This is a genomic window from Paenibacillus mellifer, assembly GCF_023195895.1.
GTDB classification, from domain to species: Bacteria; Bacillota; Bacilli; order Paenibacillales; family Paenibacillaceae; genus Fontibacillus; species Fontibacillus mellifer.
Genome location: NZ_JALPRK010000021.1, coordinates 54,636 through 71,803 on the forward strand (window position 1 = coordinate 54,636; position 17,168 = coordinate 71,803).

At 45.4% G+C, this 17,168-nt stretch carries 12 protein-coding genes and 1 pseudogene; 11 read left to right on the forward strand and 2 right to left on the reverse strand.

Annotated elements, in window-relative coordinates; genetic code table 11:
• The first annotated feature begins 88 nt into the window (after positions 1 to 88).
• The 11 genes and pseudogenes from M0651_RS18800 to M0651_RS18850 all read left to right on the forward strand — a co-directional run bounded on the left by M0651_RS18800 (position 89) and on the right by M0651_RS18850 (position 14,277).
• Entirely contained in the window at positions 89 to 1,009 is a 921-nt protein-coding gene (locus M0651_RS18800; protein WP_248553266.1) for a glycosyltransferase family 2 protein, read from the forward strand.
• A gap of 50 nt (positions 1,010 to 1,059) precedes the next feature.
• On the forward strand, positions 1,060 to 2,568 hold the full coding sequence (locus tag M0651_RS18805) for a sugar transferase (RefSeq protein ID WP_248553267.1): 1,509 nt from the start codon (positions 1,060 to 1,062) through the stop codon (positions 2,566 to 2,568).
• Complete coding sequence (locus M0651_RS18810; protein ID WP_248553268.1) at positions 2,568 to 3,464, forward strand: phosphatidylinositol-specific phospholipase C/glycerophosphodiester phosphodiesterase family protein; 897 nt, start codon at positions 2,568 to 2,570, stop codon at positions 3,462 to 3,464. The genes M0651_RS18805 and M0651_RS18810 overlap by 1 nt, the downstream gene beginning before the upstream one ends.
• 203 nt (positions 3,465 to 3,667) lie before the next feature.
• The gene (gene pcrB / locus M0651_RS18815; RefSeq protein ID WP_248553269.1) at positions 3,668 to 4,369 is read left to right on the forward strand and encodes a heptaprenylglyceryl phosphate synthase; all 702 of its coding nucleotides are present in this window, start codon (positions 3,668 to 3,670) and stop codon (positions 4,367 to 4,369) included.
• 290 nt (positions 4,370 to 4,659) lie between these two features.
• Positions 4,660 to 7,035, forward strand: a complete 2,376-nt coding sequence (gene pcrA, locus M0651_RS18820) for a DNA helicase PcrA (protein WP_248553270.1) — start codon at positions 4,660 to 4,662, stop codon at positions 7,033 to 7,035.
• 418 nt (positions 7,036 to 7,453) lie between these two features.
• Positions 7,454 to 8,458, forward strand: a pseudogene (ligA, locus tag M0651_RS18825) (NAD-dependent DNA ligase LigA); the annotation flags it as partial.
• Positions 8,459 to 8,629: 171 nt separating this feature from the next.
• Positions 8,630 to 10,618 (forward strand): NAD-dependent DNA ligase LigA, encoded by a 1,989-nt coding sequence (gene ligA / locus M0651_RS18830; RefSeq protein WP_248553271.1) that lies wholly within the window; start codon positions 8,630 to 8,632, stop codon positions 10,616 to 10,618.
• A gap of 340 nt (positions 10,619 to 10,958) precedes the next feature.
• Positions 10,959 to 11,267, forward strand: coding sequence for a hypothetical protein (locus M0651_RS18835; RefSeq protein ID WP_248553272.1), 309 nt, complete (start codon positions 10,959 to 10,961; stop codon positions 11,265 to 11,267).
• 672 nt (positions 11,268 to 11,939) lie between these two features.
• The gene (locus tag M0651_RS18840; RefSeq protein WP_248553273.1) at positions 11,940 to 12,272 is read left to right on the forward strand and encodes a hypothetical protein; all 333 of its coding nucleotides are present in this window, start codon (positions 11,940 to 11,942) and stop codon (positions 12,270 to 12,272) included.
• Positions 12,273 to 12,892: 620 nt separating this feature from the next.
• Positions 12,893 to 13,228 (forward strand): helix-turn-helix domain-containing protein, encoded by a 336-nt coding sequence (locus M0651_RS18845; protein ID WP_248553274.1) that lies wholly within the window; start codon positions 12,893 to 12,895, stop codon positions 13,226 to 13,228.
• Positions 13,225 to 14,277: a DNA cytosine methyltransferase gene (locus M0651_RS18850; protein WP_248553275.1), complete on the forward strand. Its 1,053-nt coding sequence runs from the start codon at positions 13,225 to 13,227 to the stop codon at positions 14,275 to 14,277. The genes M0651_RS18845 and M0651_RS18850 overlap by 4 nt, the downstream gene beginning before the upstream one ends.
• Positions 14,278 to 14,324: 47 nt before the next feature.
• On the opposite strand, the gene M0651_RS18855 is transcribed toward M0651_RS18850, so the two are convergent.
• Together M0651_RS18855 and M0651_RS18860 are read right to left on the reverse strand one after the other, a co-directional pair.
• Positions 14,325 to 15,281 (reverse strand): restriction endonuclease PLD domain-containing protein, encoded by a 957-nt coding sequence (locus M0651_RS18855; RefSeq protein WP_248553276.1) that lies wholly within the window; start codon positions 15,279 to 15,281, stop codon positions 14,325 to 14,327.
• Between the two features lie 14 nt (positions 15,282 to 15,295).
• Positions 15,296 to 17,152: a Z1 domain-containing protein gene (locus M0651_RS18860; protein ID WP_248553277.1), complete on the reverse strand. Its 1,857-nt coding sequence runs from the start codon at positions 17,150 to 17,152 to the stop codon at positions 15,296 to 15,298.
• Positions 17,153 to 17,168: the final 16 nt, after the last annotated feature.

Sequence of the window (17,168 nt, forward strand, 5' to 3'; positions counted from 1 at the left end):
ACCCTGCCGATTTTTCCCTCTCTCACTCCACTTCTGCGCGATATGCTATAATGTCGATAGATTACACTATTTGTCGGAGGCGTTGCAGGTGGATTTAAGTATAATCATAGTCAATTACAACACGTGCCGCTTGACGACGGATTGTTTGCGTTCGGTATTTGCTTCAGAGACGGGCTACCTCTACGAAGTGTTTGTTGTAGATAATCACTCAACGGACGATTCGGTCGAAACGATTCGCCGCGAGTTTCCAGAAGTAAAAATGGTCGTAAATGAGACGAATACGGGATTTTCCTATGCGAATAACCAGGCAATTAAAGTATCCTCAGGACGGTATGTGCTTCTCCTGAACTCGGATACGATTATTCAAAAGGATACGCTGGATATCATGTTATCCTTCATGGATCGCCGCCCTGACGTGGGGGCTTCGGGCTGTAAGGTTATTTTACCGGATGGTTCGCTGGATAAGGCGTGTAAGCGGGGATTCCCGACTCCTTCAGCATCCTTTTATTATGCCTTCGGGTTTTCCAAGTGGTTCCCCGATAACCCGAAGTTTAACCAATATCAACTGGGTTATCTGGATCCGGATCAAGAGTATCCGATTGACTGTTTAGTTGGGGCGTTTATGTTGGTACGCCGTGAAACGATTGAGCAGGTTGGTTTGCTTGATGAGGATTACTTCATGTATGCAGAGGATACGGACTGGTGCTACAGGATTAAACAAGCGGGTTGGGTGAATTATTACTACCCTCGGACGACCATTGTCCATTACAAAGGTGGCAGCGCGCCGCGTCGACCTCTCAAGATTATTTATGAGTTTCACCGTTCGATGATTCTTTTCTATCGCAAGAATTATCGCAAGAATTATAACATATTGGTGAGTGCGGCCATTTATGCAGGGATTGCCGTGCAATTTGGGATGGCATTAGTAAAATCGGCTCTAGCCCGCCCGGCGAAGCACCCCGCCACTTCCCCGCAAGATTTCGGGGAGGATGTTGGCATCAATGGCTAATACGATGTCGAATAATTTATTAGTTGAGTTAGTTTTAGGGAGTGTGGAAATTGAACTCGTCCGTTTCAATGAATAATCAGATGAAAGCGACCAATCTTCTAATCGCTGAAAATATTTCTACCTACAAGAAAAGAACGGTACGGTTGGAAAGGGTCCTCAATGTCATTCTCATAGGGATCGAGTATTTGTTGTATGTCATCAGCTTCTTGGCATTATTCTCCTATCGGGTACTTCCTGATTACGATATGAGAAGCTGGGCGGAGCTGTTCCGAAATTTGGAGACGCTGCCGATCGCTGGAGATTACTTGATCCTGCTGGGAGTCATCTTTGCAATTTACTCTCTATACAGCGCCCACAACGGGTTATACAAGTGGGATCGGGACATTAAATTGATTGATGATACGTATACCGCGGGCAAAGCCGTATTTTTCTCGTTTCTAATTGCATTAGGTATCATCTTCTTTCTAAAAACAGGTACGGTATATTCCCGTCTGGTTATCTTATCCTTTGCCGTCTTGATCGTCGTCTCCGCATTTCTCTCCCGCTTACTTAGATTGGGTATGATGCACCTACTTACACGGGCAGAAATTTACAGCAAGAATGTGCTGGTTATCGGAGCTGGGCGTGTAGGAGAGGAAATCCGCAGCAACTTATTTGCCAGCAAAGGGAATGGATACCGCTTCGTGGGCTTCCTTGACGATTATAAATCGGACGGAGAACATGTTATCGGTAGCATTAATCAGGTAGAAAAGCTGCTGCAACATTATCAAATCCATGAGATTTACATCACGATTCCTTCAGAGCGAAATGTAATCAATGAGCTCATCACTAAGATCCGTAAATATGACGTACGCATCAAGATCATCCCCGAAATGTACGAACTAGTGACTTCCGGCGTCGTATTTGATCAGGCTTACGAATATCCTTGCATCGAGATCGTCAAAACCCCACTGAGGGGATTAAACCTTTTCTTGAAAAGAACGGCGGATTTTGCGTTATCCATATTAGGGTTAGTTGTGATTTCTCCGTTTTTTGCTGTAATCGCCTTATGCATTAAGCTGGACAGCAACGGACCGATAATCATTAAACAACGGCGTATCGGCAAGAACGGGGCTCCCTTCCAAATGTTTAAATTTCGTTCCATGGTAGAGAACGCTGAAAGCTTAAAGACTCAACTGGAAGAACATAACGAAGCAGACGGTCCAGTATTTAAAATAAAAAATGATCCACGGATCACGCGGGTGGGCCGTTTTATTCGAAAGTACTCTCTTGACGAGCTGCCGCAGCTCATTAACGTTGTTCTTGGACAGATGAGTCTGGTCGGCCCGCGTCCTCCACTCCCGCAAGAGGTTGAACGTTACACGGACTATGAGTGGCGGCGTCTCGATATTCGCCCGGGGATCACGGGACTATGGCAAATTAATGGACGAAGCGATCTGCCCTTCGACGAATGGGTAAAGCTGGATCTCTATTATATTGAGCACTGGAGCCTGGGGTTAGAATTAAAAATTATCTTCAAAACGATTCCGATTGTCATCAAAGGTACAGGCGCGTATTAATGAAAAACAAACTTCTCTACAACCTCCTTCTCCTCTTAGGCATCGCGCTGCTGGCGCTGAGCTGGCTGCCGGAGTGGCCGGACACGGAGAAGCAAGGCTTTACGGCCCATCGGATGGTGGCGCACGCCATGGGCGGGATCGAAGGGCTAACGTATACGAACAGCTACGACGCTTTTGTCGCGAACTATGAAAAAGGCTTCCGCGTGTTCGAAGTCGATCTGCTGCTCAGCAGCGACGGTAAGCTGGTAGCGCGCCACGAGTGGGGCGAGGGGTTCACGAAGCAGCTCGGCGAGCAGGACAAGCTGGCGGCGGATCGCCAGGGTGCCGTCCTGACCCATGCCGAGTTCAAGGCTGCAAAAATCCAAGACATCTACGAGCCGCTAGATTGGATCGATGTCCTGGAGTTGATGGAGCAGTATCCGGATGCGTATATTGTCACGGATACGAAGCAGTCTACTTCAGAAGAGATCCAGCGTATCTTCAAGCAGATCGTTGATGAGGCAATGACCAAGAATCCAGAGCTCTTGGAGCGCATTGTGCCGCAAATCTACAACCGGGCGATGTGGGAGCCAGTCGAGCGGATCTATCCTTTTGATTCGGTTATCTTTACGTTATACCAGACGCATGAAACCGATGAGGAAGTGGTGGCCTTTGCCGAGGAAAAGGAACTTGCCGCCATCACCATGTCCGATACGCGTGCCAATGCCGGATTGATTCAGGAGCTGAACCGAATCGGCGTGTCCTCCTATATCCATACGATTAACGATCCCGAGACCATTGCCAAGTTTAAAAAGATGGGCGCTTATGGGTTCTACACCGACTTTTTGACGGAAGCGGATTTGGCAAAAAACACGGGGCTTCTGTCTTTGTTGAACGGATACGTTTTTGCGCGATAAAAACGTATCTTTTTTTGTGTTCGCATTCGACGCGAACATTGACAGGGTACCCCGGGTAACATAGACTAGAAACAGAGAAATAGAACTGGAAATCTAGTCATCTTCATGACTTTTATATCAGAGGGACAAGGGAGAGCGGGGCGGAGCAGCAAGCCCCGTTTTTCGCGGTCCATCTGGCGAAATCGCCGTTGGAGGAATAGAAATTGAAGCAGAAGATACCTGCCTGGCGGCATGTGTTTAAGCTGGATCCGGACCGTAACTTGGATGATCCGGCGCTGGAAGCGGTTTGCCTGTCCGGAACGGATGCGATCATGATCGGTGGATCAAGTGGGGTGACCTATGAGAATACCGTAGAACTACTATCAAGGGTACGACGTTTTGAGGTGCCTTGTGTGCTGGAGATCTCCGATCTAGAGGCGGTCGTGCCGGGGTTTGACCTATACATGATTCCGATCGTGCTGAACGCAGGACATCCCGACTGGATCCTCGGTCAGCATGCTCGGGCAATCGAGCAATACGGGTACCTGATCCCTTGGGAGCTGCTGGTGCCGGAAGGGTATCTGGTGTTGAATCCGGAGGCGACCGTAGCCAAGGTGACGGAGGCGCAAGGCCCGCTGGAGGCAGCGACGGCTCGGGCGTATGCCCAGGTGGCCGATCGTTTGTTGCAGCTGCCGATCGTGTACCTGGAATACAGCGGCCAAACCGGCGACTTTGAGCTGGTGTCCGATGTGCGGAGAACCCTAGATCAAGCACGCCTGTTTTATGGCGGCGGGATCTTGGACGCCGAAACTGCACGCCGGGCGGCTGCCGTGAGCGATACGGTGGTGGTTGGCAACGTGGTTTACAGCGATCTGGATCGGGCGCTGGAGACAGTAGCGGCGGTGAAGGGCGTAGCTAAGAACTAGAAGCAATGAAGAGGTGGCGGAACAAACAACACCGCCATTTTCGCAGTTGGATGATAACGGACCCCAAGGACGTTATCTATCGGTATAACGAGACCCGTAGCAGCTAACGGACTGAGAAGACCTTATTTGTTCGAATTCATACCCTCTCGATTCGGTTGGGGTGAAATAGCGTCGTCTGAGTCCGTTACATCGGGAAATTCTCGGGAAATGAGTGAATAACGGCTCTGGTGTCCGTTATTAGTTTTGGCGAAGACAAAGAGATGTTTTTAATAAGGAAGGAGCAAGTTTTGATGCAACCTGTGAACATACAAGAGGCGGTAAGCCGCCTGAATCCGCAGCAAAGACAAGCCGTAGAGGCGACCGAAGGGCCGCTTCTGATTATGGCCGGCGCAGGCAGCGGCAAGACGCGCGTGCTGACGCACCGCATCGCCTACCTGATCGCGACTCGCAAAGCGCCGCCGTGGGGGATCCTGGCGATCACCTTTACGAACAAGGCCGCGCGCGAAATGCAAGACCGGGTATCCCGGTTGGTGGGCGGTTCGGAGGGACGGGACATTTGGGTGTCCACGTTCCACTCGATGTGCGTGCGGATTTTGCGGCGGGATATCGAGCGGATCGGGTTCACCTCCAACTTCTCCATCCTAGATTCAACGGATCAGTTGTCCGTGATTCGGAACTGCATGAAGGAACAGAACATCGACACGAAGAAATTCGAGCCGAAGGCGGTTCAAGCGGCGATAAGTACGGCGAAGAATGAACTGATCACCCCGCAGCAATACGAGCAGAAGATCGGCGATTATTTCGAAGGTATCGTGGCCAAAATTTACGCCATGTACCAGAAGCGTCTTCGCCAAAATAACTCCCTAGACTTCGACGACCTGATCATGAAGACGATCGAGTTGTTTAAGGGGTCGCCGGACGTGCTGGATTTTTATCAAAAGAAATTCCAATACATCCACGTCGACGAATATCAGGATACGAACCGCGCGCAATACATGTTGTGCCGGATGCTGGCGGACAAGCACCATCGCATCTGCGTCGTTGGGGACAGCGACCAGTCGATCTATCGCTGGCGCGGGGCGGACATCAGCAATATCCTGAACTTTGAGAAGGATTATCCCGAAGCGAAGACGATTCTGTTGGAGCAGAATTATCGTTCGACCTCGACGATTCTGAACGCGGCGAACGAAGTGATCGGGTTGAACACCGGACGCAAGCCGAAGAAGCTGTGGACTGACAAGGGCGACGGCGACAAGATCAAGGTGTATCGTGCCGATTCGGAACATGATGAGGGGTATTTTGTCACGACGGAAATTCATAACAGTGTAAAAGGCGGGCGCAACTACCGCGATCATGCGATTCTGTACCGGACCAACGCCCAGTCGCGGGTCATAGAGGAAATCCTGATTAAGTCGGATATCCCGTACCAGATCGTCGGCGGCATCAAGTTCTATGATCGCAAAGAGATCAAGGACCTGCTCGCCTACCTGCGCTTGCTCTCCAATCCGGACGACGACATCAGCTTGACGCGGGTGATCAACGTGCCGAAGCGGGGTATCGGCGATACGACGGTGGGTAAGCTGGCGGATGCGGCTGCTCAGCGGGGGACGTCCATTTACCGTGTGTTGGAGTTCGTGGATGATCTGGGATTTGCCGGACGGACACGCAATGCGTTGGTTGAGTTCTTTGACATGATCAGCGGGCTGCACAAAATGGTAGAGTTCCTCTCCGTCACGGAACTGACCGAGAAATTGTTGGAAATGACGCAATACCGGTTGGAGCTGCAGAATGAGAACACGCTGGAATCCCGCTCGCGGCTGGAAAATATCGACGAGTTCCTGTCGGTTACGCTGGAATTCGAGAACAATAATGAAGACAAGTCGCTGGTCTCCTTCCTGACCGACCTGGCACTGATCGCCGACATCGACAGTATGAACGATAACGGCGATGCCGAGAAGCCAAATGACGATGCGGTTGTGCTGATGACGATGCACAGTGCGAAGGGTTTGGAGTTCCCGGTCGTGTTCATCATCGGCATGGAGGAAGGGGTCTTCCCGCATAGCCGGGCGTTCCTCGACAACGAGGAACTGGAGGAAGAGCGCCGACTGGCGTATGTGGGAATCACCCGCGCCGAGGAGAAGCTGTTTCTCTCGTGCGCGCAGATGCGCACGCTGTTTGGCCGCACGACGGCGAACCCGCCGTCCCGGTTCCTCGAGGAAATCCCCGAGGAACTGAAGGAGGACGGCGGCCGCGTAGCGCGCGACCGCTACGGCCGGGGCGCCGGCGCGGGCGGCGCCTACAGCGGCCGCGGCTTCGGCGGCGCCGGCGGCGGCAACTTCGGCCGCCCGGCCACGGACGCGGCCGGCGGCCCGGGGGCACGGTCCGCGGCTGCGCCTAGCGGACCGGCCGGGCGCGGCAACGCCGCTCCGATGCGGAGCGGCGTGACCGTGACCGGCGGCGCGGCCTCCGCCGCCGCCAAGACCGCCCTCGGCGATTTCAGCGCCGGGGACAAGGTCGCCCACGCCAAGTGGGGCGTGGGTACGGTCGTTGCCATTAAAGGCTCCGGCAACGACACGGAACTGCAGATCGCTTTTCCGGCCCCGGTGGGCGTCAAGCGACTGCTGGCCGGGTTCGCCCCGATCACGAAGGTGACCGACGGCGAATAACCGGGTATAATTGCGCTAAACCGGGGAAGGTTGAGGGTAGCTGGGGATGGGTTTGGCTCCAGCGGCACAAATAAGGGTAAATCATATCCTTATTTTCATTGAGTCGGGCCCCCATCGTGAAATAAGACCATATAATGTTCTTATTTTGCCCGGATGGCACTGTTTTGCTCTGATTGGCTACGAATAACGCCATTTTTTACCCTTATTCCTCGCGAACTAGAGCATTCCCATCAAATAGCGGTATAAAATACCGTTATTATCGTGGGCGGCGGTGCATACCGGGTCTACGTCTTACGAATCACGCGCGCCGCCGAGTATCGCCGCACTTGCCTCAAACGATCTACAACACGGAGCGAACCCATTCGGGTTCCTCCATCTCTATACATATCATACCTACCCAAAGGAGGGTTGTCCCTGCATGGATGCGATGCAACAAATGGAGCAGCTCGTCGAGCAGCTGAACCGGTACAACTATCATTATTACACTTTGGATGAGCCGCTCATTAGCGACAAGGAATACGACCGGTTGTATGATGAATTGACCGCGCTCGAGGCGCAAACGGGGATTACTCTTCCGGATTCGCCGACGGGACGCGTGGGCGGCGAGTTGCTGGAAGGCTTTAAGCCGCACCGTCATCTGGCCCCGCTGTGGAGCCTCGACAAGGCACAAAATCAGGAGCAGTTGCTCAATTGGAACAACCGGGCTCTCAAACTGATCGCCGACTACAACAGCAAAAACCCGAACACACCCCTGCCAGATCCTACTTATGTGGTTGAGCTGAAGTTCGACGGGTTAACGCTGAACCTGACCTATACCGACGGCCTGCTTGTTCAGGCTTCTACCCGTGGGAACGGCGTTGTGGGTGAGGGAATTCTACCTCAGGTGAAAACGATCAAATCCGTGCCGCTGACCATTCCTTACCGGGATGGGACAATTGAGGTCCAGGGTGAGGGGATCATGAATTTGTCGGTACTGGCCAAATACAACGAGACGGCGGCCGAGCCGCTGAAGAATGCCCGCAACGCTGCCGCCGGTGCCCTGCGCAACCTGAACCCGCGTACGACGGCGGAGCGGAAGCTCAGCGCTTTTTTCTATAATGTGGGGTATTCGGATCAGCAGAAATTCCAGAATCATCAGGAAATGATGGCCTTCCTTAAAGACAACCGTTTCAAGGTGAATCCTTATGTGACGTATCACGACAGCTTTGATAAGGTGATCGGGGCGCTTGATGAAATTGTGGAAAAGAGACCTACCCTTGATTACCTGATCGACGGAGCCGTCATCAAAATCACCGACATGCGCACCCGCGAAGTGCTAGGCTACACGGATAAGTTTCCGCGCTGGGCGGTGGCTTTCAAATTCGAAGCAGAGGAGACAACGACGATTCTCGAATCGGTCTCCTGGAACGTTGGACGGACCGGCAATAAGTATATTTTTACAAACAAAAGTTATAAACCCGAATTATTGTTGAAACAATGTAGTTAATAAGGGCGGGGGGACTTTTGTTTATAAAAAGAAGAAGTAAACGAAATGAACGATATAAATACCTTTTCTAAGATGACTTTTGTTTAAGAAAATGGAGGTGTAATTGTTATGAATGTGAGAGAACAGATTGAGAAGTTAAGAACACAGGTAAGATATCACGATGAAAAGTATGATGAGAATCAACCAGAAATAACTGATTACGAATATGACCAGCTTTATAAGGAGTTAGTAACTCTTGAAGAACAATATCCGGAATTTATGAGTGAGGATTCCCCTACTCAAAAAGTATGGGGAACAGTTAAACGTGAGCTGAGGAAGGTAAGACATGATGTACCCGTAATAAGTCTACAAGATGTATTTGAAAAAGAGGAAATATACAATTTTGTAAATAAAGTAAGCTTACAGGTTTCAAACCCTAAATTTGTAGTTGAGATGAAAATTGATGGTTTGACCGTTATGTTAAGGTATCACAATGGCAAATTAACAGAAGGAATTACGAGAGGGAGAGATCAGGTTGGTGAATCGGTTTACGAAAATCTCTTAGAAATAAAGTCGATTCCTAAAGAGATTCCAACTAAATTACCTTATTTAGAGGTTCGCGGGGAAGTTTATATGTCCAATGAAACCTTTGAAAAAGTAATACAGAAACAAAAAGATGTAAACGGTAAAAAATATAAAACACCAAGGAACTTAGCGGCAGGTACTTTAAGGCAGTTAGATTCAGGAGTGGTTAGAGATCGCAACCTGGATATATTCGTTTTTAACCTTGAAATATCAGAAGGTAAAGACTTCACTTCACACAGTGAAACGTTGAAGTGGTTAGAGAATCAAGGTTTTAAAACAATCCCTGATTATAAAGTTTGTACAACAGCAGAAGAAATTTGGAAGTATGTATCGGATATAGGGGAGAAAAGATCAAGTTTATCCTTTGGTATCGATGGAGCTGTTATAAAAGTTGATGATTTGAGCGACAGAAGAGTATTAGGAATGACAAGTAAAGTTCCGAGGTGGGCTGTAGCTTTTAAATATCCACCTGAGCAAAAGGAAACGGTTATTAAAGACATTAAAGTACAAGTAGGTCGTACGGGCAGATTAACGCCCTTAGCTCTTTTAGAGCCAGTTATATTAGCAGGCACTGAAGTTTCTAAAGCGACGTTACACAATCAGGATTTTATCGATTCTAAGGATATACAAATAGGTGATACTGTTGTAATACAAAAGGCAGGAGACATAATCCCTGAGGTTGTTAGAAGCATTCCTGAGAAAAGACCTAGCAATGCGGTTAAGTTCACAATACCACAAATATGTCCTATTTGTAATTCTCCTACTGTTAGAGATGAAAACGGAGCGGATACCCGCTGTGTTGGAAACGAATGTATAGCCCAATTGAGCAGGGGAATTACCTATTTCGCTTCTAAAGATGCGATGGATATAGAAGGGTTTGGACCAAGTTCAGTCGAGTCTCTCATGTCTGAAGGATATATAAAAAATATCGCAGATATTTATTATCTTAAAGAACATCGTGATGAGCTAATTGAGAAAGGGATAGTGGGAAGAGAGAAGTCGGTTGATAACCTGCTGAATGCGATTGATAAATCAAAGGAAAATGATTTGGACCAGTTAATTACAGGGTTTGGAATAAAAAATGTAGGAAAGCAAACGGCAAGAGCATTGACTTCTAGTTTTGCAGACATAGACGAAATTAGTAACGCAACCTACGATCAATTAATTATGTTACCGGATTTTGGTGATACAGTTGCCAATAGCGTTTTGGGTTTCTTTAGTCTTAACAGTACGCATGAATTAATTGAAAAACTGAAAAATGCAGGTGTTAATACCCAATCAAAAGTATCAGAAGTAAGCAAAGACGACAGATTCACGGGGAAAACATTTGTTATTACTGGAACGCTTCCAAATCTAAAGAGAGACGAAGCTACCCGATTAATACAAATGCATGGTGGCAAAGTATCGGGTAGTGTTTCCAAGAAAACATCATTTGTTCTTGCGGGAGAAGAAGCAGGAAGTAAATTAACAAAGGCAGAGGAATTAGGCGTTAAAATAATTGATGAAGAAGAATTCAACAATATGTTAAAGTGAAAAAAAGACAACTCAGAGCGGTCATGAAGGTGTGTATACTTAATAAGTGGCACACCTTTTATATTTACTTTATGCTAATAATAACTAAGGTTAGATCAAACGTAAGCGAGGTGTCTGGTGTGCTCAGATGGTTAGACCAAAATGAAGGAACAATGCTCAAAATAGTTAGCGTTATATTTTTAGGATATGGGACTGGTCTACTCCTCGTTAGCGAATATGCCCAGGCGTTGGAAAGTGGGTTGATTGGAATCTTGATTTATGGAATATATCGGTTTGGCTCAAAGTTTGAAGAACATTTGAACGATAATAACGATCCTAATTGAATATAGGTTGTGTGTCTATGAAAATAAAATGGCTAAAACTATACCGATTTATTGAGGATAACCTCAATGGTGGACTTGATGGTTTGACAGACTTTGAATGTTTGAATGACGAGTACAATGGCTTTCAATATAGATTGTACGTCCTAAAGGATGGTTTTGATGAAGGAGATCCTAAATTAATTACGGCTGTTTTAGGAATGTACGACATCGAGTCTGAATTCGAGCACGAACCTTCGATATTCCAGATGCCAAGCACTATGATAAACAGCGTACATTGTTTTGTTAATAGGGGAGAAAGGTGGGATACAAGAAGCGGTATGTCATAAGCTTTGTGATCGTGTATTACAGAATTTTGAGTTGACCCAAGTAGACTTTTGAGGGATGGGTAAACTTCAGTAGACCGCATTTTAGAGTATAGTCTACTCAGTAGACTAATATTGGTTTCCCAAACAGGTAAGTGTTGATGGGAAATCTGGAATTTTGTAAAGCGCAGACTTAGTTGCATCGTTGATGTCGCTCGTGGAAAGTATTTAGACGGTCGATTATACTGCCGTTTAATACCCTATTCATTCGCATGAATCGGGTGCAACAACCCAGCACCTTACAACAGGATAACTCACACAGCCGCGGACATTATGTGCCAAGGAGTAACACTCTAAGATTCCTCGAGTTAGAACGATGGAGGGGCAGACCCAATTGGAGCTCTGCTCATTTTTAATTTCTAGACAGTACCCCCATTACTATTGTTTCATATAAATAGTCCCCCAAAAACATTCAACTTTCTACAAGTAGTAACTATTAAACAAAAAGAGTCTCGAGAGGTGCTTCCTCATCAAGACTCTTAGACCGATGCTTTCGGATTTGTTTTTATATTATACTGGAGAAAGTTTCATGTCAATAGGGTATTTTCAAGTGTTAAGGATACCGCAAAGAGATAATCATAGCGAGCAAATCTGACACAAGAACGGCATTATTGACGCCAAAAAAGGTGGTTAAATTTGATAGATAACGAATCACTATACTTTGTTGAGGTGGATGGAGTCGCTCGGCTCCTTGCTTTAGATGTCAACGTGGCTGAAGAATCGGGAAAAACACGATTAACATACTTTGATACCAATCGCGATAGAACTTTCAACGGTAAAGTCATTGAGGAAAATCCATCTGGCTTTACTTTCGTATCGGAACATAAACAAACACATCACTTCCGTCTGGCCACAGCTTCTGAGTTTGACCGTGATTGGCGTATTGGCGGAATCGAGGGATCAGCACCTAACTTCAATACCGATGACGAACTTCACGCTTGGTATCGCAAAATATTTTTAGGATTGTAGTGCTGGAGACAGTCGGGATATTAGACCAAGTTGCCCTCGAATTAAACAACAAATTTCACAAAACTTGGTGTCCGTAGAAAGCTAGACTTGGTAAACACTGATACTTCACACGTCAACGAATGGCGGTATATTTGATTTTTGCAAAAGCTAATATCGTACCACCCAAGGCGTTGGTACCAATATGAAAACGTTAGAAACAATCAAATTTAGCAGTAAAAGATTTTTTCGGGAAGAGGATGATGATAATGTATTTTTGCAAAGAATGCGGCGGAATGCTCTTCGTCGTGGATATCGAAACCCCACCAAAACATTTGCCCAAACATGAAAAGTTAATTTATGATCGGCTTTGCAACGTAAAGTGCCATGATTGCGGCAAAATCTATTATTCGCAACCATATGACCTCGGTAAAACTATAAATCCTGTCAGGGATATTTCCAATAACAAACCCAAAAAGTCCTGATTCGTCAGCTGCTCCGCCTTCCTAAATCAGATTAAATACCACCGTACAAGATCCTGTACGAGTTGCTCACTTCATGTACATCGCTGCGTTTTCGCAGCGATTTTTAATTTAATATTGCTTAATCGCAGCGATAATGTTATTCTAAAGTAGGGTGATCATATGTTCGCATTAGGCGAGCGGTTGAAAGAAAGTCGCGAAAAATGTGGCTTAAGTCTGAAAAAAGCATATGAATTAACCGGAATAACAGATTCAAGACTTAGCAAGATTGAAAGAGGGCAGATTAGTTGTACACCTGATGATTTAAAAAAACTTGCAAGTTTATATAACATACAATTGATACCTCTTTATGTATTAGCAGATTACCTGACTGAAGAGGATGTAAAAGAATATCAGTTTGTGTTTCGAGGAGTTTCTTCACTTGATAAGGATGAAATGCAACACATCCAGGCACAAATCGATTTTCTAAACAAAAAAAGGAAGGGTGATTTGATATGACTTTTAGGCTTGGGGAGTTATTTTGTGGTCCGGGAGGTATAGCTTGGGGGGCCATAAATGCGAGTGTTGATAATGACGATTTTAGAATTATTCATCAGTGGGCAAATGACTATGATGCGGATACTTGTGAAACTTATAGATTTAATATTTGTCCCGATGCACCTAATACTGTCTACCATGAGGATATACGGAAACTTGATATGTCAAAACTAGCTCCGATTGACGCATTGGCCTTTGGTTTCCCTTGCAATGATTACAGTGTTGTTGGTGAACAAAAAGGTATGGATGGAGTTTACGGTCCTCTATATTCGTATGGGGTCAAAGCTTTAAAAATTTTTAGACCACAATGGTTTTTAGCAGAGAATGTGGGCGGGCTCAGAAATGCAAATGATGGTAAGGCCTTTACTGTGATTCTCAAAGAATTGAGAGAGGCCGGCTATAAGGTCACTCCTCATCTGTATAAATTTGAGGAATACGGTATACCTCAAGCAAGACATCGTTTGATTATTGTAGGCATCCGGAACGACATCAACGTTGAATACAAAGTTCCGTCAACTGTTCCTTATATCGGAATTGATAATACTTGTAGAAACGCAATAGAAAATCCCCCCATTCCAGAAGATGCCTTTAACAATGAATTAACAAAACAATCAGCAACAGTTGTTAGAAGACTGGAACATATCCTTCCTGGCCAGAATGCATTCACTGCAGACCTGCCAGAGGATTTGCAGCTTAATGTTACAGGTGCGAAAATAAGTCAAATCTACAAAAGACTCGACCCAACAAAGCCTTCCTATACAGTTACAGGAAGCGGCGGAGGCGGAACACATATTTATCACTGGGAAGAGCCGCGTGCATTGACTAATAGAGAGCGGGCAAGGTTGCAGACTTTCCCTGATAACTATAGATTCTTAGGAAGTAAAGAAAGTGTACGGAAGCAAATTGGTATGGCAGTACCTTGCCGAGGTGCGAGGATTATTTTCGAGGCAATCTTGAAGTGCTTTGCTGGAATTGAATATGAAAGTATTACTCCAAGTATAAAAGAATAAAAAAACAGTTACTTTGTTGGAAAGACTAAAACAAAGTAACTGTTTTTTTATACATGGAAATCCATAAAGTATTGCTCGTCATCAATCTTGTAAAAGGTAATATCTGTCCTTCCATAATTCAGCAGGTCCTGCTTCGTTACGAACGCACCGTTTCCAAGACCTAGACGGTTTCGAAAATATTCACCAAGTTGAGCATTACTAAGGGGTGTAGTAATTGCCTTATTGTTTTGTTGCTCTACCCTTAAAAGGAGTGTGTGACCATCATCTGTTATTACAGTGAAATGTTGTTTATTAAGTGGGAAGAAGTCCGTTTTCGCGATTCGTGCAGGAAGATGTATATAGGCTTGGTTTCTATTTCGCCCCGAACGCTGTCCCCAATTTAGACCGGACTTTTCTCCAACGTCACCTTTATTCGTAAGAAGAGATAGTGTAGTAGAGAAAATACCCTCCCCAGCCAAGGTGGTTATAGGCTTGTTTTCTGCATCTAAAATTTGATGTGTTGGGCGGAGAACGATATGTTCTTCAACCTCTGAATGGTTACAATAGATAGAATTCGCTTCAATATTCTCAAAAAATTTTAATGCTTCATCTGGGTCACAGCACTCCATGATTTCTTTTCGTGATGAAACAAATGCGTTTTGTACAAAATCAGCGGAACCTGTATAAGCCAGCATTGGCGTTCCATCCTTTAGCCAAATGTATAAATTGGCATGGACTGGAGGGTTTTCGCAAACATAGCTGCAGGTAAAACTCTCCACGGCGTTTGGATATGCCTTACCATGGAGCTCTTTAAATCCCTCATGTATAGGAACACTAAGCCCGTCGTAAGGAGCCATGCCTATCAGCAATGAAATATTTACAGAAGACATACTCTGTTCTTGAAAACTCTTTATCAACCATGATGCCATGTTTGGAGTAGCATATCCACTTAATATCAGTAAAGTATCTGCTCCCTGAAGAGAAGGAGCAAATAAGATTCTTTGCGCTATATTATTAGTGAACATACCTGACTATCCTCCTACACTTCCGGATCATCTTCAACCACATCATAATACATGGTATCATGAGGAAGTTTAATATTGGGCACCCAAAGAGCCTTTCCGCCCCATCCCTTAGTTCCCGTGACTTGGTACATGGTAAGGACTACTTTGTTGAGGAATGTACCACCTAATTTCCAGTCGTTGGGGGACAACAACGCACCTGTTCCTTGAGCTACATTTCTTTCTCTACGAACTATTAAGATACCTTGTCCTGCAGGTTGCTCGGAAAGAATAGTATCAATGACAGAAAGGAATGCATTCAGCTTAAAATCTGGACTGGGAATAATATGTGACAATATCTCTTTAATAAATCTCAAGTTCACTTGATAGTATTGCTCATCATCGGAAAAAGGTTCTAATAGTTTTGAAATACCTTCGATCGAGTCATTATCTGGATAAAACGGATAGTAGTTTGTTCCCCCCGAAATAATCTCAACATGTTTATTATCAAGCACATTCTTTCTTGTTGGATTTATTCCAATTGGATAATAGATTTTTATAGCATCAATGCCTTGCTCTATCTGAGCGATTATGGAATTGTTTGTAGCGTTAATATCCGAAAACAATTTATAAAGTTGTTCTTCTATAAAAACTTTCATCATGCCGGGATCCCTGTCGTAACCGAACATTCGACTATGTTGCCACATAGTGTCAGCCTGAGGGTTTTTACTTGTTCTTGTATAGTAAATTGTCTGCAGACCAGGGAATGTGACACCCCTGCCAAGGGTATTTCCGCCGATGATAAAATTACATCCTCGTTCATATTCTTTGCTTTCAACGTTTGTCTTACCGTTCATGACAAGGACTTTTATACTTTTATTTTCCAGCAATTCCTTGGTAATCTTGTAGATATCATTGAACGGAAGTTTTCCACTTTTCTCGGGTGCTAAAGAAGCATACTGAACTTGTAGTTCTGATATAAAATCACTATTGATGTGTTCAACACACCAGCTAAGTTCTTTTATTACATCGTCTGCGAAACTCTGGTGGACAGCTTGCCGCACACTTGGATGTAAAAGGCAATTTGATATTTTTCCACCAGCTGCCAATATCTGTGCAGAAACAACAAGGTGGCGAATAACAACATTCCTCGTTGGTCGTGTAATTGTATCCAGATAGTCGATGCATTCGGGCTTACCGGCATTCGGGAAGAAAAAATCTCCACCCAAATAGCCATCACCTGGACGGAAGTAGTATGAAAAATAAGGGTGCCACCCTGAAGCAAGCGTCTGTAGTAAAATAGCTTGAGGGGTAGCAGTGACTTGTAGATACAAACTGCTTGATGAACCATTCTTTATAGAATCCAAATACTTATTAATCGATGACTGACTATTTCTATTTACAAGTGTGTTCAATGATGCGGCATCTGCCTCGTCGTCTACGATGAAGAGCGGATTACCCTTCATAAATCCCGTAGAATTAAATACATTTGCCCACAGTCTCAGCACTCGTGCATTTTTCTTTAGAACAACAATTACTGGCTTGAGTAGACTATTCTCAATAAACAACCCTGAATCGTTCTCGCCGCAAATACAGAAACCGTCCAAATCGTTCCTGACACGTTCCAAGGTTTGTTGATGTAAAACAACATTGTCAGTTGTTAGCAAGATAAATGCTGGTAAACCTAAGTCTGTTGCTTTACATATGATGCCAAACATTTGGCCCGTTTTTCCTGACTGTACATTCCCGAACAACAGTCCAATCTCATGACTTGTAAATGAAAAATTACGAATATATTGATCACCAATATCTTCAGCAGTTTTAGCGATGGACTCTGCCAATTTTATATTGCCTCGGTCTGTAATCTTTCTAAGGTATGTTTTTAAGTATTGCATTGCCGCGTGGCACCTC